Annotated in this window: 17 protein-coding genes; 6 read left to right on the forward strand and 11 right to left on the reverse strand. The window is 68.2% G+C overall.

The features are described 5' to 3' along the window. Window positions 1-86: 86 nt before the first annotated feature. A complete protein-coding gene (locus ACFWFP_RS00380; RefSeq protein WP_379292372.1) occupies window positions 87-3,797 on the reverse strand; it encodes a nitrate reductase subunit alpha in 3,711 nt (1,236 codons plus the stop codon). 712 nt (window positions 3,798-4,509) lie between these two features. Between ACFWFP_RS00380 and ACFWFP_RS00385 the strand changes: the two genes are divergently transcribed. Continuing rightward, window positions 4,510-5,301 (forward strand): helix-turn-helix transcriptional regulator, encoded by a 792-nt coding sequence (locus tag ACFWFP_RS00385; RefSeq protein WP_379292373.1) that lies wholly within the window; start codon window positions 4,510-4,512, stop codon window positions 5,299-5,301. On the opposite strand, the gene ACFWFP_RS00390 is transcribed toward ACFWFP_RS00385, so the two are convergent. Next, window positions 5,298-6,131, reverse strand: coding sequence for an alpha/beta fold hydrolase (locus tag ACFWFP_RS00390; RefSeq protein WP_379292374.1), 834 nt, complete (start codon window positions 6,129-6,131; stop codon window positions 5,298-5,300). The genes ACFWFP_RS00385 and ACFWFP_RS00390 overlap by 4 nt on opposite strands. A 216-nt stretch (window positions 6,132-6,347) precedes the next feature. On the opposite strand from ACFWFP_RS00390, the gene ACFWFP_RS00395 reads away from it, so the two are divergent. Further along, window positions 6,348-7,247, forward strand: a complete 900-nt coding sequence (locus tag ACFWFP_RS00395) for a hypothetical protein (protein ID WP_379292375.1) — start codon at window positions 6,348-6,350, stop codon at window positions 7,245-7,247. A 13-nt stretch (window positions 7,248-7,260) separates the two neighbouring features. Here ACFWFP_RS00395 and ACFWFP_RS00400 read toward each other — a convergent pair whose 3' ends face one another. From ACFWFP_RS00400 to ACFWFP_RS00420, 5 genes are all read right to left on the reverse strand, one after another. Continuing rightward, entirely contained in the window at window positions 7,261-8,409 is a 1,149-nt protein-coding gene (locus ACFWFP_RS00400) for a hypothetical protein (protein ID WP_379292376.1), read from the reverse strand. Window positions 8,410-8,418: 9 nt separating this feature from the next. Beyond that, window positions 8,419-9,114, reverse strand: coding sequence for an acireductone synthase (gene mtnC, locus ACFWFP_RS00405; protein WP_379292377.1), 696 nt, complete (start codon window positions 9,112-9,114; stop codon window positions 8,419-8,421). Further along, the gene (locus ACFWFP_RS00410; protein WP_379292378.1) at window positions 9,111-9,680 is read right to left on the reverse strand and encodes an acireductone dioxygenase; all 570 of its coding nucleotides are present in this window, start codon (window positions 9,678-9,680) and stop codon (window positions 9,111-9,113) included. The genes mtnC and ACFWFP_RS00410 overlap by 4 nt, the downstream gene beginning before the upstream one ends. After that, window positions 9,677-11,503, reverse strand: a complete 1,827-nt coding sequence (gene mtnA / locus ACFWFP_RS00415) for an S-methyl-5-thioribose-1-phosphate isomerase (protein WP_379292379.1) — start codon at window positions 11,501-11,503, stop codon at window positions 9,677-9,679. The genes ACFWFP_RS00410 and mtnA overlap by 4 nt, the downstream gene beginning before the upstream one ends. Window positions 11,504-11,617: 114 nt before the next feature. Beyond that, window positions 11,618-13,951: an arylsulfatase gene (locus ACFWFP_RS00420; RefSeq protein WP_379292380.1), complete on the reverse strand. Its 2,334-nt coding sequence runs from the start codon at window positions 13,949-13,951 to the stop codon at window positions 11,618-11,620. A gap of 263 nt (window positions 13,952-14,214) precedes the next feature. On the opposite strand from ACFWFP_RS00420, the gene ACFWFP_RS00425 reads away from it, so the two are divergent. The 4 genes from ACFWFP_RS00425 to ACFWFP_RS00440 are packed head-to-tail and all read left to right on the forward strand — an operon-like array spanning window position 14,215 to window position 19,521. Further along, on the forward strand, window positions 14,215-15,792 hold the full coding sequence (locus ACFWFP_RS00425) for an ABC transporter substrate-binding protein (protein WP_379292381.1): 1,578 nt from the start codon (window positions 14,215-14,217) through the stop codon (window positions 15,790-15,792). Further along, a complete protein-coding gene (locus ACFWFP_RS00430) occupies window positions 15,789-16,748 on the forward strand; it encodes an ABC transporter permease (RefSeq protein ID WP_379292382.1) in 960 nt (319 codons plus the stop codon). The genes ACFWFP_RS00425 and ACFWFP_RS00430 overlap by 4 nt, the downstream gene beginning before the upstream one ends. A 23-nt stretch (window positions 16,749-16,771) precedes the next feature. Then, window positions 16,772-17,605: an ABC transporter permease gene (locus tag ACFWFP_RS00435; protein ID WP_379292383.1), complete on the forward strand. Its 834-nt coding sequence runs from the start codon at window positions 16,772-16,774 to the stop codon at window positions 17,603-17,605. Then, window positions 17,602-19,521 carry a dipeptide ABC transporter ATP-binding protein gene (locus ACFWFP_RS00440; RefSeq protein WP_379292384.1) on the forward strand — a complete coding sequence of 640 codons (1,920 nt, stop codon included), beginning with the start codon at window positions 17,602-17,604 and terminating at the stop codon, window positions 19,519-19,521. Before ACFWFP_RS00435 ends, ACFWFP_RS00440 begins: the two co-directional genes overlap by 4 nt. A 30-nt stretch (window positions 19,522-19,551) precedes the next feature. On the opposite strand, the gene ACFWFP_RS00445 is transcribed toward ACFWFP_RS00440, so the two are convergent. From ACFWFP_RS00445 to ACFWFP_RS00460, 4 genes are all read right to left on the reverse strand, one after another. Beyond that, complete coding sequence (locus tag ACFWFP_RS00445) at window positions 19,552-19,710, reverse strand: hypothetical protein (RefSeq protein WP_378920493.1); 159 nt, start codon at window positions 19,708-19,710, stop codon at window positions 19,552-19,554. A gap of 285 nt (window positions 19,711-19,995) precedes the next feature. Next, window positions 19,996-21,735: an NTP transferase domain-containing protein gene (locus ACFWFP_RS00450; protein ID WP_379292385.1), complete on the reverse strand. Its 1,740-nt coding sequence runs from the start codon at window positions 21,733-21,735 to the stop codon at window positions 19,996-19,998. Between the two features lie 134 nt (window positions 21,736-21,869). Beyond that, window positions 21,870-22,160, reverse strand: coding sequence for an MGMT family protein (locus ACFWFP_RS00455; RefSeq protein ID WP_379292386.1), 291 nt, complete (start codon window positions 22,158-22,160; stop codon window positions 21,870-21,872). A gap of 4 nt (window positions 22,161-22,164) precedes the next feature. Further along, a complete protein-coding gene (locus tag ACFWFP_RS00460) occupies window positions 22,165-22,953 on the reverse strand; it encodes an alpha/beta fold hydrolase (RefSeq protein ID WP_379292387.1) in 789 nt (262 codons plus the stop codon). Between the last annotated feature and the right edge of the window lie 11 nt (window positions 22,954-22,964).

Consider the following 22,964-nt stretch of genomic DNA (forward strand, 5'->3'; position numbering starts at 1 on the left):
CCGAGCCTGTTCTGGGCGTGCCCGGAGAGTTACCCGGACGGTTCGAAATCAGTTGTCGCCTGTGCGGACGAACAGCCTGGTGCATGTCAGTACTCGACTTCCTGGCTGCGGCGGCGGATCGTGGTTACTTCGTCACGCTGGTTTCCGGTGGGGCCGTGGTAGTTCAGGGCGAAGGACTGCTGGGCGTAGCCGCCGATCAGGTGCGAGGGCTTGATCAGGACCCGGGTCAGCGCGTTGTGGATACCGCCGCGCTTGCCCTTGGCCTCCTTGGTGGTGTCCTCGGCGCCTTCGATGCGCGGCACGTCGACCGCGCGGTCCTGGGCGTGGTACATGAAGACCGTGCCTTCGGGCATGCGGTGCGAGACGATCGCGCGGGCCACGACCACACCGTTGCGGTTGATCGCCTCGATCCAATCGTTGTCGGCCACCCCGATCTTCTTGGCGTCGACGTCCGACATCCAGATCGTCTGACCGCCGCGCGAGAGCGTCAGCATGTGCAGGTTGTCCTGGTAGGCCGAGTGGATCGACCACTTGGAGTGCGGGGTCAGGTAGCGCACCGTGAGGCCGTTGCCGCTCACGTTGCCGATGCTCGGTTCCGCGAACAGCGCCGACATGTCGAGCGGTGGACGGAAGATCGGCAGTTGCTCGCCGAGTTCGATCATCCAGTCGTGGTCGAGGTAGAAGTGCTGGCGACCGGTGAGGGTGTGCCACGGCTTCTTTCGCTCGACATTGATGGTGAAGGGAGAATACCGGCGACCACCGGATTCGCTGCCCGACCATTCCGGCGAGGTGATCACCGGAACGGGGCGAGCCTGGGTGTCGGCGAACGTGATCCGTTTGCCCTCGGCTTCCTTGGCGAGGTCGGACAGTTCGGTGCCGGTCCGGCGCTCGAGCGCCTCGAACCCCTCGACCGCCAGGCGGCCGTTGGTGGTGCCCGACAGCGACAGGATCGCCTCGGCGGCGTGGGTGTCCTTGGCCAGCGACGGACGGCCCGCGGCGATGCCGGAGACGATGGTCCCGTTCTGCCCGGCCAGGTACTCCACTTCTTCCTCGGGGAAGGTGGTGATGCCCTTGGTCGTCAGACCCAGCTTCTCCACCAGCGGCCCGAGCGCGGCCAGTTTCTCCGCGATCTTGGTGTAGTCGCGTTCGATCTCCACGATCTTGGGCATGGTCTTGCCCGGAATCGGTTCGCACTCACCGGCTTTCCAGTCCAGCACCTTGCCGCCCGCTTGCGCCAGCGCATCGGGGGAATCGTGCTGCAACGGCACCGCGACGATGTCCTTGCGGGTGCCGAGGTGCTTTTCGGCCAGCCAGGAGAAACCGCGCGCGATCCGGTGGAACGCCTCGAAGTCGGTCTTGGCCTCCCACGGCGGGGAGATGGCGGGGGAGAACGCGTGCACGAACGGGTGCATGTCGGTCGAGGACAGGTCGTGCTTCTCGTACCAGGTGGCGGCGGGGAGCACGATGTCGGCGAACAGCGTGGTGCTGGTCATCCGGAAGTCCAGCGCGAGCAGCAGATCCAGCTTGCCCTCGGCGCCTTCCTCGCGCCATTCCAGCTCCTGCGGGCGTACCCCGGTGGCATCGGTGGTCTGCAGGTTGGAGCCGCAGCCGAGCAGATGCTTCTGGAAGTACTCGTTGCCCTTGCCCGAGGAGCCGAGCAGGTTCGCGCGCCACACGGTGAGCACGCGTGGGAAGTTCTCGGGGGCGTCGGGGTCTTCGCAGGCGAAGCGCAGGTCGCCGGACTTCAACTTGTCGACGACGTGCTCGGCGGGGGTCCTCCCGGCTTCGGCGGCCTCGTCGGCCAGGTCGAGCGGGTTGCGGTTGAACGTCGGGTAGCTGGGCATCCAGCCGAGCCGGCTCGCCAGGGCGATGTTATCGGCGGCGGTGCGACCGGCGAACTTGCCCTTGCCCAGCGGCGACGCGAACGAGTCCGAGGTGAACGGGTCGTAGCGCCACTGATCGTTGGTGAGGTACCAGAACACGGTGCCCTGCATCTGACGCGGCGGCCGCTGCCAGTCACTGGCCGATGCCAAGGTGGCCCACCCGGTGACGGGACGGCACTTCTCCTGGCCGACGTAGTGGGCCCAGCCACCACCGTTCTTGCCCTGACAGCCGGTGAGCAGCGTGAGGGTGAAGAAGGCACGGTAGATCTGATCGGAGTGGAACCAGTGGTTGGTACCCGCGCCCATCAGAATCATCGAGCGACCGCCGGAACGTTCGGCGTTGTCGGCGAATTCGCGCCCGATGCGGGCGGCCTGCACAGCGGGGACGCCGGTGATGGTCTCCTGCCAGGCCGGGGTGTACGGCGACTCGGCGTCGTCATAACCCTTCGCCCACTCGCCGGGCAGACCGTCGCGGCCGACACCGTACTGCGCGAGCAGCAGGTCGAAGACCGTGGTGACCCGCTTGCCCGCGACGATCTTGGTCGGCACACCACGGATGATCGACCCGGCGACGTCGGTGTCGAAACGCGGCAGCGCGATGGTGACCGGTGCGTCGTCGGAGTGACCGAGCAGGGTGAGCAGCGGGTCGACACCCTCGAGGTCGAGGTTCCACTTGCCCGCGTCGCCCTCACCGAAGCGGTGGCCCAGCGAGCCGTTGGGCACGATCGCGTTGCCCGCCTGGTCGAGCAGGACCGGCTTGTGTTCGGCGCCTTCGCCGGTGTGGCCGAGATCCGCTGCGGTGAGGAACTTGCCGGGGAGAGCACCGTCCTGATCTGCCGCCTCGTCGAGGCAGATCAGATACGGCAGATCGGTGAAGGACTTGATGTAGTCGGTGAACATCGGAGTCTGCTTCTCGATGAAGAACTCCTTGAGCACCACGTGGCCCATCGACATCGCCAGCGCGGCATCGGTACCGGGGCGCGCGGCCACCCACTCGTCGGCGAACTTGGTGTTGTCGGCGTAGTCGGGGGAGACCACCACGACCTTCTGGCCGCGGTAGCGCGCCTCGGTCATGTAGTGCGCGTCCGGGGTACGGGTCACGGGAACGTTGGAGCCCCACATGATGAGGTAGCCCGCGTCGAACCAGTCGGCGGACTCCGGCACGTCGGTCTGATCGCCGAACACCTGCGGCGAGGCCACCGGCAGGTCGGCGTACCAGTCGTAGAACGACAGCATGTAGCCGCCGATCAGCGAGACGAAGCGGGCGCCGGTGGCGTGGCTGACCATCGACATCGCCGGGATCGGCGAGAAGCCGGCCACCCGGTCGGGGCCGTACTGCTTGATCGTGTAAACATGCGCGGCGGCGGCGATTTCGGCGGCTTCCCACCATTCGGCGCGGACGAAACCGCCCTTGCCGCGCGCGGTCTTGTAGGCCTTGGCCTTGGCCGGGTCCTCGACGATGGACTCCCACGCCAGTACCGGGTCCTTGAGCTCGGCCTTGGCCTTGCGGTACAGGTCGAGCAGCGTGCCACGCACATACGGGTAGCGCACGCGGGCCGGTGAGTAGGTGTACCAGGAGAACGACGCGCCACGGGGGCAGCCGCGCGGCTCGTACTCGGGCTTGTCCGAACCCACCGACGGATAGTCGGTCTGCTGGGACTCCCAGGTGATCACGCCGTCCTTGACGTAGATCTTCCAGGAGCACGAGCCGGTGCAGTTCACGCCGTGGGTGGAGCGCACCACCTTGTCGTGCGACCAGCGGTCGCGGTAGAACTCGTCGGCATCGCGACCGCCGACCTTGTAGACGGAACGGTGGTCGGGCGAAACCTCGCCCCGCTGGAAATACTTACCGAGGTTCAGCAATGTGTCGCCGAAATCGGCGGGCGACGGACCTTGCGTGCGCGAATTAACCACGACGCCCCCTTCGAGCTGTGAAATCGGGCTGTTGGGAAAACTGTAAGGAGGCGGACTCCTTCGGCAAAACGAACTTTTCACATCCGGATTCGAGCCTCGGTGAGCTGTGAGGTCGGCGAAATGTCGTGGTCACGGGGGAGGTGCGCGACGACGCTCGCGATCGGGGGCTCACCAGGGTGAACGAGCCGCGAGCTGGCCGAACGCGGTGATCGGGGGGTGCGTGGCCGGGCCGGCGGTGATGCTTCGGAAACGACTGGTTCTCTCGCGGTTTACATTTGTTTACACACGCGGTGTGCCCGCTGAACAGCGCTGATGTGACGCCACACACAACTATGGTCGGGATGAGCCCGCCCGACGTGGTGCTCGAGTCGGTCGGGAGTGGCGGCTGCGTGGCCGAGCGCCGAGGCGTGTGCGGGTCGATCCGTGGTGAACCGGGATCGGCCGTTCGGCGGCGGGGTGTCCGGCACGGTGGCGACCACGGCGGTCGTGGCCGGGCGGTGCGGAATCCTATAGCACTGCTGAACGGAACGAATTGGAATCCTTTTAATTCGGTTCGGCACACCGCATTTCGTGACCACGAACACAGTTGCCCAGCGGTAACTACCCAAACGGCGGGGCGTCAATATAAAGAAACAGCATCTTTTCCGGTCGGCGGTTGGCTCGAGGTTGAATAGTCATCCAGGATGAGCCCGTGCAGACAGGGAGGGTTGGGGTGATACCGAAGCCATCGTTCGACGGGCCTGACGGGCCGCCGAAACCGCCGACGCTCGGCGGGTTGCTGCGGCGACTGCGCGACGATCGGCGGATTTCCAGGGAAAAGCTCGCCTTCGCGGCGGGGGTCAGCTCCAGCTACATCACGCATTTGGAGAGTGGGGACCGGGACCGGCCCACGCACGCGGTGGTCGAGGCGCTCGTGCGCTACCTCGACCGGATCGCGCCGGTCACCGATATCGAGCGCAGACATCTTTTCGATCTTGCCGGGCTCGCTCCGGTCGACAACCCGACCGTCGAGGATCTGCGAGCCGAGATCAGCACCGAGATGCGCCGCACCTTGGCGCTGCAGGAACCCGATCTGGCGGCGTACGTCGACACGCGCTGGAACGTGCTGGCGGCCAACGAATCCTATGACCGCGCGTTTCCCGGATTGGTCGAGGACGTCAATATTCTGCGCTGGTTCTTCGGCAACCCGTTGTCGCGCAAAGTAATGGTCGATTGGGAGACGGAGTCCACGCTCACCGTGCACTGGCTGCGGGGTCTGATCGGCCAGCAGGGCGGCAGCGACTGGGCCACCGAATTGCTCGACGAAATGGCGCAGTATCGCGATTTCCGCCGCATCTGGGACGACGGCGACACCGTGTACGGCCGCGAGCACACCGCGATGCGGCTGTGCGATCTGCACACCGGCGAGAACTACACCGTCGACGTCCAGCTGTTCCGGCTCGACTCCGTCGCCTATCCCGGTCGCATCCAGTACTACCTGGGCGTTCGCGGCCCCGACCGCTAGATCCCGGCGACCGCCACCGGCTCGACGGCGTGCGGGTCGCAGGCTGTGACCAAGCCGGCCAGTGCCGCGGCGACCTGCTCGGGATGGGTCAGCGCGCAGCCGTGGCCCGCGCCCGCCACCGTGCGTACCTCGCCTGCCCCCGACAGCCCGTCGGCCAACCGCGCGCATTTGTCCACCGTGCTGCTGTGGTCGTGTTCGCCGCGCAGGACGAGCGCGGGCACGGTGATCTCACCGAGCCGCCCGCGGACCGAATCGCGGCCGATCAGGCATTCGGCCGCAGGCCGAATGGCGCTGCGATCGCCGGTCAGCCAGCGGGTGATCCAGGTCTGCCAGATCTGCGGATCGGTGCCGCCGATCAATCGTGGCGCGAGGTCTTCGGCCAGCGGCCGCAATGCGCCCGTGCCGCACCATTCATCGAAGAAGTTCTCGTAATAGGTTTCGTCGTCTCTGGTGCACGCGTCGGCCTCGGTATCGAGCAGTGCCAGTCCGGTGACGCGCTCGGGAGCGAGCAAGGCCATTCGCAATGCCGTGTAACCGCCCTGGCTCATGCCGCCGACAATCGCGTGCTCGATGCCGAGCGCGTCGAGTACCCGCAGGCCGTCGGTGGCCAGATCCCAGTAATCGAAGCGCGGGTTGTCGCCGTAGCCGGTGCGGCCGTGACCCCGGGCGTCCCAGGCCACGACATTGATATCGGTGTGCGCCAGGACTTTCCGGATCGGGTCGAACATGGATTCGTCCATGAGGAATCCATGGGCGAGCAGCAGCGTCGGACCGTGGACGGCATCGGTGCGGAAATGGACGTTCACCGAATCGGAGTGCACGAAGGGCATAGTCGAAACATACAAGCCAACCGGTCGCTTTCGCCGGTTGCGGACTGAATGCGGTACTCCCCGTGCGGGGGACCGCCGGTCCTGTGAATTCACTGGCGAGTGTATGTACCTCACCGGGGAAAACTATTTGAGCGCGCCCTGTGGACATGTGTGTTCATGGCCGATTGGATAGGGGGCGTACCGATATTCGGCTCGAATCGGAAAATGGGGATTTTGATGAGGGTGACGGAGCAGGGGCTGGACGCCCATATAAGTCTGGCCGCGGCGGGCGACAGCGTCTCGGCGACTTTCGCGGTCTGCGACGCGGAGGGCAGGGCGATCTGGTACGGCCCGTTCATCGACGCCGACGCCGACCATCCGCGCGGCGACCAGCTCGCGGCCACGACGGGGGCCGCGGGCCGCGCGATCTGGCTCGCGGGCCGAGCACGCGAGGACACCGGGGTCGAGAACGTGACGCTGCATTTGGCGGTCAGCGAGGAAGGTCTCGACGCCATCACCCTGGCCTGCACCGCGTCGATAGCCGGGTTGGCACTGGATCTGGTTGTCACCGATGACAATCCGGCACTGGACTGGTGCCAGGCGTTCGGCAGGCTCGATTGGTCGTCGGGACCGTTGACCGGTCTGGTCGATCCGGAGATGCCACAGTCGACTCCGGCACTCCGGGCGATCACCGGTGGCCTCGACCAGCAGACCGAACCACAGGAAAGGCTCGTCATGCACGAACCAGCACTCGATCCCTCGATGGAACTGCGCTCAGCGCTGGAGAGTCTGCTGCTGCACGACGCTATCGGCATGGACGCCAAGATGCGCCACGCCGTCGCCGCCGTTGTCCACCTCGCCGTCGACACCCCCCACGGCCCGCCCGAGGACGCCGAGGAATTCCTCGGCCGTCTCGACGCCTCCTGGCTGGTCGCCGCCTGGCTCGGCAACGACACCGAGCTGTCCCTTATCGCCACCCTCGCCGCCGGCGAGATCCCCGCGCTGTCCTGGTGCGAACTGATGTTCACCACCACGCTGGCGCCGTGGTCGACGAGCCCGGTCGCGGTCCACGCGCGACGGGTGTTCGGGACGGTGCAGCGGGGGACGTTGGGCGCGGTCCGGGCTCAGGTCGGCTGAGCGGCGCCGGAAGTCAGCGCTCGACGACGGTGACGCCGAGTTCGCGCAACCGGGGAAGGACTTCCGGGGCGAACAGCGCTCTCGGCAGGACCAGCGGCGTGGTGCCGTATTTCACGACCGCGCAATCCGCGCGCACGACCACTTCGGTGACGATCGAATACGGTGCACGCAGCAGGAACGTGGCACCGCCGAGGACGACCGCGTCGGTGCCGAACTGCGCCGTGAGGCCGGTCGCGACCGGGAACATCCCTTGATATTGGCCCGTGGCCTTCTCCGAGGGCCGACGCATCCAGAACCGCAGGGCCAGCGCGAAAAGCGATGCGATGACCACTGCCCACAGCGCACCGAGGACGCCGTATGCCAGTGCACCCAGCGCACCGGCCTCGATGAACAGAAACACGGTGGCGATGCGGCCCGAGATCCGCCGCCACGGTTCGAGGCGCCGCGCGATGGTGAGCCGGTGCGCGGTGTCGGCCGCGATGACCGTGTGCACTTGGGGCTGAGGGAGCCGAGGCAACGGCGGCAGTGGGGACGGACGGGCCGCGGGCTCGGTATCGATGAGCAGCCGCAACCGCGTGAGCAGTGCGTCAGGGAACAGCGCCCGAGGCAGGGCGAGATGGCGATTGTCGAAACTCAGTGTGACGACGCGGCGGCTGGCCCGGACCGAGCGAATGCGGTCGTACCCGATCCGGGTGCGTGACGAGGCCTCAGCCAGGTCGAGCGCGTCGGCGCCGAGCGTGACGGCGCAACTGCCGGTGGTGATATCGGACCGGGACAGGCTCCGGAACTGGCGCCGGAGTGAGAAGAACATGGCGAGGAACACGTACGCGACGACCACACCCTCGATCACCAGTATCGATGCCAGGGGAAGGCCGATCCAGAGCAGCACGATCATGCTCGCCGGCACTGCGATCGCGAGGACGATACCGATGTAGCGTGGCGCCGCGCGCAGCGCATTGTGCCGGGCGAGCTGTGCGGCAGTGCCGGGTGTCAGCGCGATGGTCGCGTCCGGGGCGTCCAGGCCGGGGATTTCGGGTGCGGGTCGGCTGAACGGGTCGACATCGGGCTGTGCGTCGGTCGATGGCATCGGCTGGACGAAGGCCGCTGTCGGCCGATCTGTTCGCTGCGGGGCGGATTCGAGGCTTGGCCCCTGGTCGTTCATGGAAGCAGACTAATCAGGTGCAAACCGCGGATCTATGTCGGCGAAGGAACTCACCCACAGGTGAGGTGGGCGTGGGGGGTTGGGTTCGCCGGGGCGGTGTACGCCGACGACCTGCCAGCCTGCGGTGACGGCGGCGTCGAGTTCGTCCGGGTGGTCGGACAGGAACAGGATGTCCGGTGGGGGGACGCCGATGCGGTCGGCGATGGATTCGTAGGAGCTGGGTTCGCGTTTGGGGCCCGCGGTCACCAGGTCGAAGTGGTCGACGATGAGGCCGGACAGATCGCCCGCGTCGGCGAAGGTGAACCAATCGCGTTGATTGCGTTCGGACCCCGAGGAATAGACGAACAGCTGCAAGCCGTTGGCGTGCCACGCTTTCAGGGCGGGTGCCACATCGTCGAAGAAGCGTCCGTGCAGTGCGCCCGCCCGGAAGCCCTGGGCGCAGATCGCGCCCTGAGCGGTCTTGAGCGGTTCGGCCTTGACGTCGGATTCCAGCCAGCCGCGCAGGATCTCGGCGACGCGGTCGGGCCCCGCATCGGGTTCACCGGCGAGGTCGCGGGTCGCGGTGAGCACCGAATCCGCTGTGCCGTCGGTGTTCTCGGACAGCCAGGTCGGCAGGTGGGCGCTGGTGTAGCCGTAGAGGTCGGTGCGGACCGCGTCGGTGGGGCTGGTGGTGCCCTCGATATCGAGGACGATCGCGCGGGTCACGCGAGCAGTTCGTCGAGCGTCGGGAAGCCCGCGCTGATCTTGTCGCCGGTGAAGTCGCCGACCCAGCCGTCGGCCTCCTCGAAGAACCGGATGGCGATGAAGTCGGGGGTGGTGCCCATGTCGAACCAGTGCAGCGTGCCCGCGGGGACGGAGAGCAGGTCGCCCGCTTCGCAGACGGTCGCGAGCACCGCGTCGCCCACGTGCAGGTAGAAGCAGCCGCGACCCGCGGCGAAGAAGCGCACCTCGTCCTCGGCGTGGCGGTGCTCGTCGAGGAACTTCGCGCGCGCACCGGCGGCGGTGGCGGGCCATTCCGGGTTGTTCGCGTCGGGGTGGATGCGCGCGACGTCGATGTGCTGGTAGCGGCCTGTGGTGTTGAGTTCGGCGATCTGCGGGCCGTAGTGGGCGAGCAGGGTGTCGGAGTCCGTGGCGGCGGCGTCGGCGCGGACGTCCCAGTGCGAGTACGCGATGCCGTGCTCGGCCAGCGCGGCGCCGATCTCGGTGGGGTCGGTGGTGCGCACCCGGACGTCGGCGGCGTTGTCGGCGGCCATCACTTGCAGCAGGGTCATGTCGGTCCGATCTCGAGGGGCGTGGCGTCGGTACGTCCGGTGCGGGCGATCAACTCGCACAGGGCTTCCAGGCATTCGGCGCGATCACGCGCCTGGGCAAGAGTGTCACCCCAGGTGGTGATCCCGTGCCCGGTGATGAACAGAATCGGTGGTGCGTCAGGGTTTTCGCGCAGGTAGGTGTCGATGTCGGCGCCGATCCGCGCCACATCCGGCCAGTTCGGGAACACCGGGATCACGACCGTCGACGGGTCTGCCAGTCCGAATCCCTTGAGCAGCTCGAATCCGCTGATCCGGAGCGGGGTCACCGCGGCGCCGGGTCGCGCGGCGGTAGTCGCCAGCGCGGTGGCGAACGGGGAGTGCACGTGCACGACCGCGCCGGCGGGCCGGGTGCGGTAGACGGCGGTGTGAATGCTGGTCTCCGCGGAAGGCTTGCGGCTCTGGCCTGGGCGCACGGTGGTGTCGGCGATCGCGACGAGCACCATGTCGTCCCCGCCCAGCTCGCCTTTGGACAGGCCGCTGGCGGTGACGAGGGCATCGGCACCCGAGGTCGTGACTCGGCCTGATTCGGCGTCGGCCGGGTCGATTCGCACCGAGATGTTGCCCGCGGTGCCCGGCATCCAGCCACGCTCGTAGAGCTGGCGTGCGGTGGCGGCGATCGCCTGGCCCTGAGCGGCGAGGGGCCTGTCGGTGTGCTCGGCGGTGGCGGGCGAATGCGCGCGGCCGTGCTCGTCGAAAGCATCCGAATTGCGGTAGACCACACCGTTTTCCGTGACCACGGCGGTGACCAGATCGGTCGGCGTCACATCGAAGGCCGGGTTGAACACCGCGGTGCCCGCCGGTGCGGTGTCCACGCCGCCGAACCCGGTCACCTCGGCGGACGTCCGCTGCTCCACCACGATCTGCGCGCCGGTGGCCATCGCGGTATCGCGGGTGGACTCCGGGGCGACCACGATGAACGGGATGCCGTGGTGGCGCGCGGCCAGGGCCAGGGTGAAGGTGCCGATCTTGTTGGCGACGTCGCCGTTGGCGGTGATCCGGTCGGCGCCGACCAGCACGGCGTCGACCTGACCGGTCGCCATCGCCCAGGCGGCGGCGGAATCGATGGTCAGGCGATGCGGAATACCCGCCTCGGCCAGCTCCCACGCGGTGAGCCGCGCACCTTGCAGCAGCGGGCGGGTCTCGTCGACGATCACGTCCGCGACGGCGCCGCGTTCGTGCAGCACCCGCAGCGCGCCGATCGCGGTGCCGAACGCGCTGGTGGCCAGACGGCCGGTGTTGCAGTGGGTCAGTAGCCGGAGCGGACGCTCACCGCACAGCCGTTGCACCAGGTCGGCGGCATGGGTGGCGGCGGAACGGTTGACCAGACCGTCCTCGGCGAGCAGGTCGAAAGTCTCGGCCAGTACCGCGTCGGCACCGTCGGCGATCCGGCTGCGGACCCGGTCGACCGCCCACGCCAGATTGACCGCCGTCGGTCGAGCCGCGGCGATCCGGTCGGCCTCGGCGTGCACGGCGACCACATCGATCACACTGCGGCCGCGACTGCCGCTGTCATCGAGTGCGCCGCCGGTCGAGCCACCTGTTGTGCCGGTCCGGCCATCCGCCTCGCCGGATACGTCGTCGTGAGTGTGCGCCCTGGTCGCGATGACCACGCCGAAGGCGCCCGCGATCCCGATCGCCGGAGCGCCGCGAATGGCGAGGGTGGTGATCGCCTCGATGATCTCGTCGACGGTGCGCAAACGCAGGTGCCGCACCTCGTGCGGCAGTCCGCGCTGGTCGATGGTGACGAGCGCACCGTCGTCCCAGTTCAGGGAACTGTCGTCCATCTCCGGGGTCCTGTCTGCGTGGCATTTCTGGCTGGTAAACGGTATCCGACCTGGTCGCGACTCGATCTGCGGGGCCCGCGCTGAGCGGGCGCTCGCCGAGGAAACGGCGGTCCGTTATTCCGCGGCGTACTCGGCCTCTCGCTCCACCGCGTCGATCGTGCGCTGCGGAACCTGCACGGGGCCGGGCGTGTAGGTGATCGCGCGCAAACCGCCGGTATAGCGGAAAGGTCCGCGGCGCTCGCGGAGATCCCACGAGACCGGGCCGCGCGCGTCGACGCCGACGGAGATCCCGGTCCACGGCGCCATCCCGACCAGCTGGACCTGGTCGGTGAGCTCCGCGAGCGGCGTGCCGTCGACCTGGATGGTGAAGTCCCAGCGCAGCCGCGGCTCGACGGTGGCTCGCACGGTGATTTCGCGCGTCCCGATGGGCAGCGGCACGCCGACGGAGGCATACCGTCCGTAGCTGTTCACGCCGAGCACGACTTCGCCGTCCTCGATGTAGAGCAGGTACCCGCCGAGCGGGTCGCCGTGTGCGACGAGGACTCCTTCGTCGCCGGGCTGGAAGCCCTGGGCGGCGAGCCGGCGGGCGCCGGTCAGCTCGGCGGTGATGGTGAAGTCGCGGTAGGCGATGAGGCGCTGGGAGCGGTAGCGCTCCAGGGTGGGGGTACCGGGCAGCAGCCGCACCGGTGCGGCGAACCGCGCCTCCTCCGGGCGACGGCGGAACAGGTCGGCGCGGGTCAGGAGCGGGAACACGGTGTTGGCCCACGCCGATTCGTCCCAGGCGGCGGCCAGTTCGGCGGCCTTGTCCGGGTACTGCGCCGCGAGATCGTGTAGCTCGGTGGGGTCGGCGCGCACGTCGAACAGCTGCCAGTTCGGCGCGTCGATGGCGGCATCGGTTTCGTGGAGCGACAGCAGTTTCCAGCCGTCGCGGTAGAAGCCACGATGGCCGGTCATCTCCGAGTACTGCTCGGTGTGCCGCGTCGGGGCTGCCTGATCGCGCAACAGCTCGGCCGCGGAGACGCCGTCGAAGTCTTTGGCGGGCAACCCGTTACGCACCGAAGGACGGTCCAGGCCCGCCAGTTCGAGCAGGGTCGGCGCCAGATCGGTGACGTAGGCGTATTCGTGGCGGATACCGGAGTCGGTGCCGGTGCGCGGCAGCCCCTTCGGCCACGACACGACCAGCGGCACCCGCACGCCGCCCGCGAAGGTCTGGCCCTTGTAGAACCGGAACGGGGTGTTGGACGCCTGGCCCCAGCCTCGCGGGTAGTGCACACCCAGTTTCGCGGTGCCGATCAGGTCCTCGTCGTGCGGGACATCGCCCACCCAGTCGGGATCGTCGACGTGGGCGAACTCGGCGAAATACGAGCGCGTGCCCTCCGGTCCGCCCTCGGCGGTGCCGCCGTTGTCGGAGGTGAACACGATGATGGTGTTGTCGAGTTCACCGAGGTCGTCGAGCAGGTCGACGATGCGCCCCAGGCTCTGGTCGATGCTGTCGACCATGCCCGCGTACACCTCCATGTACTTGGCGTAGCGCCGCTGCTCGTCGGCCGGCAGCGAATCCCACTCCGCCGCTTCGTAACCCGGCTCGGTATTGCGCGGCTTCTGCTCGGTGCCCGGTGGGAACAAGCCCTGGGCCAGCTGCTCGGCGAAGCGTCGTCGGCGCAGTTCGTCCCAGCCCTGGTCGTAGCGACCCCGATACTTGGCCTGATCCTCGGCCTTGGCCTGCAGCGGCCCGTGCATCGCCACGTGCGCGAAGTACAGGAAGAACGGCTTCTCCGTGTCGTGCGCGCGCAGGTCTTTGATGTAGGACAGCGCCTTGTCTGTCAGATCGTCGGTGAGGTAATAGCCCGGCGGGTATTCCTCGACGTCGACCACCGAGCTGTCCGAGACCAGCTGGTTGGGGTAGTAGAAGGAGTTCAGACCCTCCAAAGACCCGTAGTAGCGGTCGAATCCGCGCTGGGTCGGCCAGGAGTCCCGATGCGCCGACGGGTTCATCGTGGCGTCGCGCACCAGATGCCATTTGCCCACCGCGTAGGTGGCGTAGCCGTTGCCGCGCAGGATCTCCGGGAGCGTGAGCACATCGTCGGCCAGTTCCAGGCGCAGGCCGGGGTAGCCGGGGTCGGCGTTGGCCACGAAGCCGAAACCGGCACGGTGGGAATTGATCCCGGTCAGCAGCGCCGCGCGCGAGGGCGAGCACAGCGGCGTCGTGTGGTAGTTCGAGAGCCGAACACCCTCGGCTGCCAGACGGTCAAGGGTCGGCGTCTCGATCTCCGAACCGAACGGGCCGATATCGCTGTAACCCATGTCGTCCACGAGCACGACGACGATGTTCGGCGCACCGGCGGGCGCGGTCGGTGGATACGTCCAGTCGGGGGTCGACTCGGCGGACGTGCGACCGGCCGAGCCGCCGAAAGATGCGTAACCGCGAGCATGGGGTGGAACAGGCATTCTGGCAGTAAAGGCGACATATCAGCTGGTCACCAGGGTTATGTGCAGTGTGCGTGGAATCGGTGACCGGTCCGTCGCAACTTGTTAGCGTCACTGCCGTGCCCACGAATCAGCCACCCTGCTGCTGTTCGTGTCGCGTCCTGCGCGGCTGACGAACGCCCCACGACGTTCGCGGCCGACCCGATGTGTTCCCTTTCCTGCGGTGCGCTGTGCACCCTCCTCGGCCCGCCGCGCGGGTCGATGCGTCTTCGAGGATCTTCACGATGAGCTCAACCCCCAGTGGCTTCGGCCGCCGAAACTTCCTGCGCACCAGCGGCATCGCCGCCGCGGCCATCTTCGGCGGTGCCGCACTGGCGGCCTGCACCTCGGCGGTCTCGGAACAGAAGGCGGGCGGCGGCGACGCCACACCGGTGCGCGGCGGCACCCTGAAGGTCGGCATCCGTGAGGACCTGGTGCCGGCGAACCTGCTCACCAACACCGCCGCGACCCCGGTCGTGATCGGCCTGGTCTACGAGTCGCTGATCCGCTACCCGAACGACAAGCTGGAACCGCAACCACTACTGGCCAAGTCGTGGCAGCTCGCCGCCGACGGCCGTTCGCTGAGCCTGGACCTGCGCGACGACGTCAAGTTCCACACCGGGCGCCCCTTCACGGCCAAGGACGTGGAGTTCTCGCTGCGCACCTACGCCGACGCCAAATGGTCGGCGCAGCTGCGTAGTTCGGCCGCCGCTGTCACCGGGTTCGACATCGTCTCGCCGACGCGGATCGTGTTGCAGCTCGCCCATCCGCTGAGCAACATCTACGACCTGCTCGACACCGTGCCGATCCTGGACAGTGAAACCGCGGACAAGCTCGGCACCGGGGACACCTACATCGGCACCGGCCCGTTCAAATACGTCCAGCGCGTGCCGAACTCGCAGTTGATCTTCGAGAAGAATCCGGACTACTGGGTCCCCGAGCGTCCCTACCTGGACCGGGTCGAGGTGTCGATCATCCCCGACCCGAACGCACTGCTCAACGCGTTGAAGTCCGGTCAGATCGCCGCGGCGCGCGAGCTCGGCTACCGCGATGCCGAAAATCTCGGCAAGAGTGGCGGATTCACGGTGCACGACCTCGAAGGCGCCGAGCTGCAAGCCTATGTCGGCGTCAATGTGACCGAACCCACGCTGGCCGATGTCCGGGTGCGCCAGGCCATCGCCTACTCGCTCGACCGCGAACGCATCATCAACGAGGTATTCCGCGGCGCGGGCTATCCGCTGAATGTGCCGTGGCCCAAGAACTCGCCTGCCTTCGACGAATCCCGCAATACGAAATTCAACCGTGACATCGGCAAGGCCAAACAGCTGCTGGGTCAAGCGGCCAAGCCGCCGAAGCTGCCGCTGACCTTCGCCCCCGGTTACGCCGAGGTCGCCCAGATCGTGCAGGCCAACCTCGCCGACGTGGGCATCGAGGTCGACCTCGACCCGGTCGACGCCGCCACGTTCGTCAAGCAGCTCACCGGCCAGCAGTTCCGCGGCCTGTGGGTCACCGACCATTCGTGGGCGCAGTTCGTCCCGTCGACCCTCACGGTGAGCGCCTACCCGTTCAATGCCCGCCGCAATGCCTCGCGCTACGAATCGCCCGCCTACACCGCGGCCGCCGACACCGCATGGCAGCTGGCCAAGGGCACCGGGCCCGAAGCGGTGCGCGCGTATCAGGCTGTCACCGATCAGCTGCTCGAAGGACTGTTCCTGATCGAGATCGGTGTGCGTTTCCAGCAGTACTCCACCGTCAACAAGGTGCACGGTTTCGCCTGGACCAAGCGGCGCGAACCCGTTCTCACCGACACCTTCCTGTCATGACGCGCTACCTGCTGCACCGGCTCCCCTCGGCGCTGCTGGTGCTGTTCGGCGCCTCGGTGCTGATCTTCCTGCTGCTGCGGCTCGTTCCGGGAGACCCCGCCACCATCCTGGCGGGCAACGACGCGACGCCGCAGACCATCGAGGTGATCCGCCACCAGCTCGGTCTCGACCGATCCATCCCGGTGCAGTATCTGCACTGGCTCGCCGACGTGTTCACCCTCGACCTCGGTCGCTCCTACATCATCGGCGGTGAGATCACCGACCTGGTCGGCCGCGGGCTCACCAACACGCTGGTGCTCACGGTGACCGCACTGCTGCTGGCCGTGCTGGTGAGTCTGGTCGTGTCGGTGGCGTCGGTGCTGTGGCCGAGTCGCTGGCTCGAGACTGTGGTCGCCGCGGCCAATACGATCGCCGTCGCGCTACCGACCTTCGTGGTGGGACCGCTGCTGGTGCTGGTGTTCGCCGTCGCGATTCCGGTGCTGCCCGCGGGCGGGGTGCCGCCGGACGGCTTCATCGCGCGCCCCGATATCGCCGTGCAGTACCTGCTGCTGCCCGCGATCTGCCTCGCGTTGCCGGTGTCGGCGGCGCTCACCCGGTTCCTCACCGAAGCGCTGCGCACCGAACTCGCGAAGCAGTATGTGCTGACCGCGCGTTCGCTCGGCATCGGGTACCGCGAGATCGTCACCCGTGGCGCGCTGCGCAATGCGCTGCCGACCATGCTCACCGTGCTCGGCATCCAGACCGGGCAGCTGCTCGGTGGTGCGGTGCTCGTGGAAGCGGCCTTCGTGTGGCCGGGGATCGGCCAGCTCATCGAGCAGGGGATCAGCCGGCGCGACTATCCGCTCGTGCAGGTGCTGTTGCTGCTGTCGGTGGCGGTGTTCGTGGTGATCCAGCTGATCACCGATGTCGCGCACGCGTGGCTGGACCCGCGGATTCGCATCGGAGGACGCTCGTGACCGTCACGAAAAACGCTGTAACTGTGCATGAATCACCACGGCACGAGGGACCCTTGCGCGCGCTGCGCCGTGGGCAGGGACTGGCCGGGGTACTGCTGGTCGCTGTGGTGGCACTGGCCGGGGTGTTCGCCGGGTTGCTCAGCTCCTACGATCCGCTCACCCAGATCCCCGGCGCCAACCTGCTCGGCCCCAGCGCGCAGCACTGGCTCGGCACCGACCACCTCAACCGTGACGTGGCCGCGCGGGTGCTGGCCGGTATCCGGATCGACCTGCTGATCGCGCTGCTCGCGGTGCCGATCGGCGCCCTGATCGGTGCGCTGGTCGGGCTGGCCGCGACCGTCCACCCGATCGCGGACGTGACCGTCCAGCGGGTGTTCGACCTGATTCTGGCCTTTCCGACACTGATCTTGGGGATCACGCTGGCCGCGATCACCGGGCCCGGCTGGCACGCGGTGGTCATCGTGATCGTCGCCGCCGAGATCCCGATCTTCGGCAGGCAGATCCGCACGGCGGTACTGGCCGTGCGCGAACAGCCGTTCGTCGAAGCCTCCGAGGTGATCGGCGCCGATACCTGGTGGACCTTGCGCAAGCATGTGCTGCCCAATGTGATCGAACCGCTCGGCGTGCAATTCGCGCTGTCGCTGTCGGTGGCGGTGTTCATCGAAGGTGCGATGAGTTTCATCGGGATCGGCGTGCTCCCGCCGCAGCCGTCGCTGGGTTCGCTGATCGCGGGCTCGATCGCCAACCTCGACGCCAACCCGTGGATCGCGATCGGACCGCTGGTCGTGGTGGCCGCGCTGACCCTGGGATTCCTGTTGATCGCCCAAGCATTGGGCCGGGCAAGGAGATTGGCATGAGTACACCATCCGACCAGCTCGACCCCGTGCTCGACATCGACGAGTTGACGGTGAGTTTCGGCGACAAGACGGTGGTCGACCGGGTGAGCTTGCGGGTTCGCCGGGGCGAAGTCGTCGCCCTCGTCGGGGAGTCCGGCTCGGGCAAGTCGCTCACCGCGCGATCGGTGCTCGGGCTGCTGCCGGAGACCGCGCGGGCGGGCGGGTCGATCCGGCTCGCGGGCACACAGGTCGTCGGCGCCGCCGAACCGGTGTTGCGGGACCTGCGTGGAACCAAGGCCGCCATGGTCTTCCAGGAGCCGCAGACCGCGCTGAACCCGGTGCAGAAGATCGGCACCCAGCTCGCGCAGGCGCTGCGTGCGCACGGCGTGACCGACAAGGCCGCCGCGCGAACCCGCGCCATCGAACTGCTGACGGCCGTGGATATCCCGGAGCCGGACAAGCGCCTGGACTGGTACCCGCATCAGCTCTCCGGCGGGCAGAAACAGCGCGTGGTCATCGCGCTCGCCCTGTCCGGTGAGCCGGCACTGCTCATCGCCGACGAACCGACCACCGCACTCGACGTCACCGTGCAGGCCGAGATCCTCGCACTGCTGCGCTCCCTGCAACGCCGGCGCGGGACGGCGATCCTGTTCATCACCCACAACCTCGGGGTGGTCGCGGAGATCGCCGACCGGGTCGTGGTGATGCGCGAGGGGCGGGTGGTCGAGGAGCAGACGGTGTTCGGGTTGTTCGCCGAACCGGGCGAGGACTACACGCGGACGCTGCTGGCGGCGGTGCCACGCTTGCCCGCGGTGTCGTCGCGGGGTGCGGAACCGGAACCTGCCGCTGACGCGGATGATGCGAACCGGGTCGACACGGGCAATGCCGAGGTCAGTGAGGCTGCCGACGTGGTCGGCGCGTCCGATCGCCTCGACCTCGAGACGGAGGCTCTCGCGGACGAACCGGATGACAACGCCCCCGCAGAACCGTCGGAACGCGGTGTTCGCCGGATTCTGCGACGGGTCGTCGTGCGTGGGCCTGCTGTTGTCGCGGAAAAGGGCGGCGGGCGAGGCGAATCCGAATACCGCGACGTGCTCCGGATCGACGATCTGTCGGTGGTGTACCCGGGCCGCCACGGCGGTGCGCCTTTCCCCGCGCTACAGGATATTTCGATCACCCTCGGGCCCCGTGAAGTCCTCGGGCTGGTCGGTGAATCCGGGTCGGGCAAGAGCACGCTGGGGCGCACCGCGCTCGGGCTCGTCCCCGCGACCTCGGGACGGGTTGAGCTGCAAGGTGTTCCGCTGGCCGGACTGTCGCGGCGCGAACTACGTGGACTGCGCAAGCATGTCGCGCTGGTACATCAGGATGTGAGTGCCTCCCTCGATCCGCGACGCACTGTCGCCGAGTCGATCGGCGAACCGTTGCAGGTGCATCGGGCCGCGTCGGGGACTCTGTTGCAGGCGAAGGTCGAGAACCTGCTCGAATCGGTGCGACTGCCCAGGGATTACGCGCAGCGCAGGCCGGGGGAGCTGTCCGGCGGGCAGCGTCAGCGGGTGGCGCTGGCCCGCGCGCTGGCCTTGGCACCGCGACTGCTGGTGGCCGACGAACCGACCAGTGCGCTCGATGTATCGGTGCAGGCGCAGGTGCTCGACCTCTTCGCCGACCTACGCGCCGAATACGGCTTCGCCAGCCTGTTCATCAGTCACGATCTGGCCGTGGTGCACCAGGTCGCCGACCGGGTTGTGGTGCTGCGGCAGGGCCGGATCGTCGAAACCGGCGAGGCGCGCGGTATTCGCCGCACCGGCTCAGGAGTACACCCGCCGCCTGGTCGACGCGGTGCCCGTTCCCGATCCGTCGACGGCTCGGCGTGGGCGGGACGGATCCGAGGCAGGCGAGCTCCTGAGCATCGGGGCATGACGTGGACGAGCCGCCGGTAGCGATACCGGCGGCTCGTCGACACACGTCTATCAGTGATGGCCGGGGCGGCGCTGCTGATCACGCCGATCGTCCTGGCCTGCTCGCGTCATCCCTTGCGAGTCCTGCCCCTGCTCCTGCCGCTGCTCCTGCTGCTGGCGCGGCATCTGCTTGGGCATTTTCTTCGGTGCTTTTTTAGACTTGTCAGCCATCTCCACACGGTCCTTTCCGAGGGATAAGTGATTAAGCCTTCAACGCACTGTCCGACGCAATCCACCTCGCGTGCGGGGCGTCCCACGCCTGACTGGTCCAACAATAAGCACCATCACGGCACGTGGATAGACCTGCGGCAAAAATAGGTTTCTGACCTGTGTGAATGCGGCGTGTCAGGCATGCTCCGGCGTGATTGCCCGACCAATTTATCCGGGACTTCGCCATTCTGTGACAATGCGAGAATTACCGCGAGATCGGATCTCGTTCATTGTCAGAAGTCCGGGTCATGAGGGGAGCGGGATGAATTCGACTGTTGATCCGTCGGTGGCATTCGGGGCGACGATGACCAGGCCGTCGCGGTCGATCAGGCCGGCGAGGTGGGCGGTGCGGACGGTGGGGTCGCCGAGCCAGCCGCCGTCGGGGGCATAGCGGGCGGGGGTGATGCGTGGGACCGGGGCCGCGATGTCGGCGGCGTTGTGGAGCGGGCCGAGGATCTTTCGGGGCAGGGGGGCGCCGGTGCGGGCGGCGACGATCGCGGGGGTGAGGGCGAGGAGAACGGCGATGGCGGCGAAGGGGTTGCCGGGGAGGCCGAGGACGGTCGGGCCGGTGGGAAGTTCGGCGACGACGGTGGAACCGCCTGGGCGCAGAGCGAGTCGGGGAACCAGGACGCGGGCTTCGGCTCGGGCGATGGCGGTACGGAGTTGATCGGCCGCGCCGCCGCCGGTGGCGCCGACCACGACCAGCAGGTCGAAATCAGCGGTGCCGGTGAGCATGTCGTCGAAGCCATGGGCGGTGTCGCGCAGATGAACCCGGTCGGTGACGCGAACGCCGCAGCCCGCGAGCAGATCTGGCAGGACAGGCCCGATCGAGTCGCGGGTCTGGCCGGTCTGGAGTGGGCCGGTGCTGCGAATCTCGTCGCCGGTCATGACGATTCGCGCACGCACCGGTCCGCGCACCGTGCCGGTGGTGACCTCGACCGAGGCCGCCGCCGAGCGCAGGGCGGCGGTGACCCGCGTGCCCGCCGGTGCGACGAGGTCGCCGATCTTCCTGTCCTCGCCGCTCTTTCGGACATCCCCGCGGATCGGGCTGTCGGGGAGGCGGGCCAGCTCGTCGCCGGTGATCGCGGCGAATTCGTCGCGCACCACCGATGTGGTGCCGTCCGGAACATGGGCGCCGGTGGCGATGCGCACCGCCTCGCCGGGGCGCAGGCCCTGCGGCCGCGCGCCACCCGCGAATCCGATGTCGCGGCGCAACTGCCACGGGCCATCGCCGCACACGGCGTAACCGTCCATGGCCGAGACATCGAACCGGGGGAGCGGGCCCGCGGCGGTGATCGGGGCCGCCAGCGCGGCACCGCAGACTTCGCCCAGTGCGGCCTCGTAGGTGATCAGGGGCGTCAGGCCGGAACCGATACGCTCGCGCGCTTCGGTGAGGTCGAGGCGGGCCGACTCGCGGTCGGTGGCCAAGAACTCGCGTGCGCGGCGGACCTCTTCTTCGGTATCGCAGTCGGCGATGCCGGGCAGCTCGACCAGGACGGTCTCGGCGGGCACGATGGCCTTCATCGGCTGGTTCACCAGCGAATCCAGTCCGGCCAGCGCCGCCACCAGCGCACTGCGCCGCCAGACACCGACGAGGTACTGCGGGCGACCGGAAGCGTCGATCGCGAAAACGGCATCGGCGGTGGACTCGGTAGCGCTGCGCAGCAATTCGTGGACGGTCACCTCGGTCAGGAAGGGCATGTCGGCCGCCAGCACGACGACGAAGGGCGCGGTGGAGCCGAGTGCGGTGAGGCCGGTGCCGATCGCCGCGACCGGGCCCGAACCCGGCGGCACCTCGCGAACCTGCCCGAACCGCGCATCGAGTGCGGGGCGATGGGGGCCGACCACGACGACCTCGGCGCAATCGCGCACGGCGTCCAGCGCGGCGTCGAGCATCGACCGCCCACCGATCATGATCGCCGGTTTGTCGACCCCACCCATCCGACTGGCTCGCCCACCGGCGAGCACGATCGCATCGGCGGTCATCGACTGACTCGGAATCGGGTGATCGGCACGAAAGTCATGCTAGTGGGCGCGGCCCCGATGCCCGAGCCCCCGCAGCCGAGCGTGCCGCTCCTGTCCCGCCGGGAGCCGGCGGGCGAATGCGGAAACGATCGCGCTCAGAGCCGCGCGGTGCGGAGAACGACCCGGCCGTCGACGATCGGAACACCCTCCTCGGCGAGGATGCGGAGCTGACGAGCCGCCAGGTGGGCGGCGGGACGTCCGGACGCGCCGATGACCCGGTGCCAGGGGAGGTCGGCGGAATCGATGCGCATGATCCAGCCGACCGTGCGGGCAGAGGAGAGTCCGGCCGCCGCGGCGATATCGCCGTAGGTGCTGACCCGGCCGGGGGGAATCGCGGCGACGAGTTCGCGGACCTTCTCCACCTGTTCCTCTGTCGTGACGGCCATCGGGCTACAGCACCGCGGCGATCAGCGCGGCCGTCTCGGCGGGGCGGGCCTGGGCGACCATGTGGTCGCAGTCCCAGACCTCGGCCGTGAACGTGTCGAGGTGGGCGGTGAGGGCGTCGAGGAACTCCGTGGTGACGTACGGCGGCTGTACCTTGGCGGCGCGGACCAGCACCGTCGGCAGGTCGGCGGGCGGCAGCACGAACGGTCGCGCCAGCTGACCCCAGTACGAGGTGATCGCCGGTTGGAAGATGCGCCAGCCGACCCGGCCGCCCTCGGTCGGCACGAGGTGCTCGGCCAGCTCCCGTTCCAGCGCCTCGGGATCGACCTCGTCGGGTCCCCACGCGCTGACCTGCTTGTCGGAGCGGGCTTCGGCGAGATCGGTGTAATCGGGGGAGGCCAGGTTGGCGAGGGCGACCTGCTCGATCAGCTTCGCGTCGATGCCGATGGCGGGATCGAGCAGGACGAGCGCCCGCACGAGACCGGGGTGCTGCCGCGCCAGATGGATGCCGGTGGCGCCGCCGAAGGAGTGGCCGACCACGACGACCGGGCCGTCGGTCTCGGCGCGCAACAGCTGCGCGAGATCGGCGACGATCGTTTCGAGATCCCAGGGCGGCAGCGAGGTGGAACGGCCGTGTCCGCGCAGGTCGGGGGCGATGATCCTGGCTTGGGGCAGATGCTCGGTGGCGAGGGTTTCCCACCGGTTGCCATGGCCGGTGAGACCGTGCAGGGCGAGGACGACGGGACCGTCGGCGGGGCCGAATCGGTGCACATGAAGCGACGACACAACTGCCATTCTGGCCGGTC

This window comes from Nocardia sp. NPDC060249, from assembly GCF_042728755.1.
Classification (GTDB): Bacteria; Actinomycetota; Actinomycetes; order Mycobacteriales; family Mycobacteriaceae; genus Nocardia.

What these genes read in the sequence shown, in the direction of transcription:
- ACFWFP_RS00390 (WP_379292374.1), bottom strand. Translation starts at nt 6,131, where the DNA reads ATGCCCTTCGTGCACTCCGATTCGGTGAACGTCCATTTCCGCACCGAT.
- ACFWFP_RS00395 (WP_379292375.1), top strand. Translation starts at nt 6,348, where the DNA reads ATGAGGGTGACGGAGCAGGGGCTGGACGCCCATATAAGTCTGGCCGCG.
- ACFWFP_RS00400 (WP_379292376.1), bottom strand. Translation starts at nt 8,409, where the DNA reads ATGAACGACCAGGGGCCAAGCCTCGAATCCGCCCCGCAGCGAACAGAT.
- ACFWFP_RS00410 (WP_379292378.1), bottom strand. Translation starts at nt 9,680, where the DNA reads ATGACCCTGCTGCAAGTGATGGCCGCCGACAACGCCGCCGACGTCCGG.
- mtnA (WP_379292379.1), bottom strand. Translation starts at nt 11,503, where the DNA reads ATGGACGACAGTTCCCTGAACTGGGACGACGGTGCGCTCGTCACCATC.
- ACFWFP_RS00420 (WP_379292380.1), bottom strand. Translation starts at nt 13,951, where the DNA reads ATGCCTGTTCCACCCCATGCTCGCGGTTACGCATCTTTCGGCGGCTCG.
- ACFWFP_RS00425 (WP_379292381.1), top strand. Translation starts at nt 14,215, where the DNA reads ATGAGCTCAACCCCCAGTGGCTTCGGCCGCCGAAACTTCCTGCGCACC.
- ACFWFP_RS00430 (WP_379292382.1), top strand. Translation starts at nt 15,789, where the DNA reads ATGACGCGCTACCTGCTGCACCGGCTCCCCTCGGCGCTGCTGGTGCTG.
- ACFWFP_RS00440 (WP_379292384.1), top strand. Translation starts at nt 17,602, where the DNA reads ATGAGTACACCATCCGACCAGCTCGACCCCGTGCTCGACATCGACGAG.
- ACFWFP_RS00445 (WP_378920493.1), bottom strand. Translation starts at nt 19,710, where the DNA reads ATGGCTGACAAGTCTAAAAAAGCACCGAAGAAAATGCCCAAGCAGATG.
- ACFWFP_RS00450 (WP_379292385.1), bottom strand. Translation starts at nt 21,735, where the DNA reads ATGACCGCCGATGCGATCGTGCTCGCCGGTGGGCGAGCCAGTCGGATG.
- ACFWFP_RS00455 (WP_379292386.1), bottom strand. Translation starts at nt 22,160, where the DNA reads ATGGCCGTCACGACAGAGGAACAGGTGGAGAAGGTCCGCGAACTCGTC.
- ACFWFP_RS00460 (WP_379292387.1), bottom strand. Translation starts at nt 22,953, where the DNA reads ATGGCAGTTGTGTCGTCGCTTCATGTGCACCGATTCGGCCCCGCCGAC.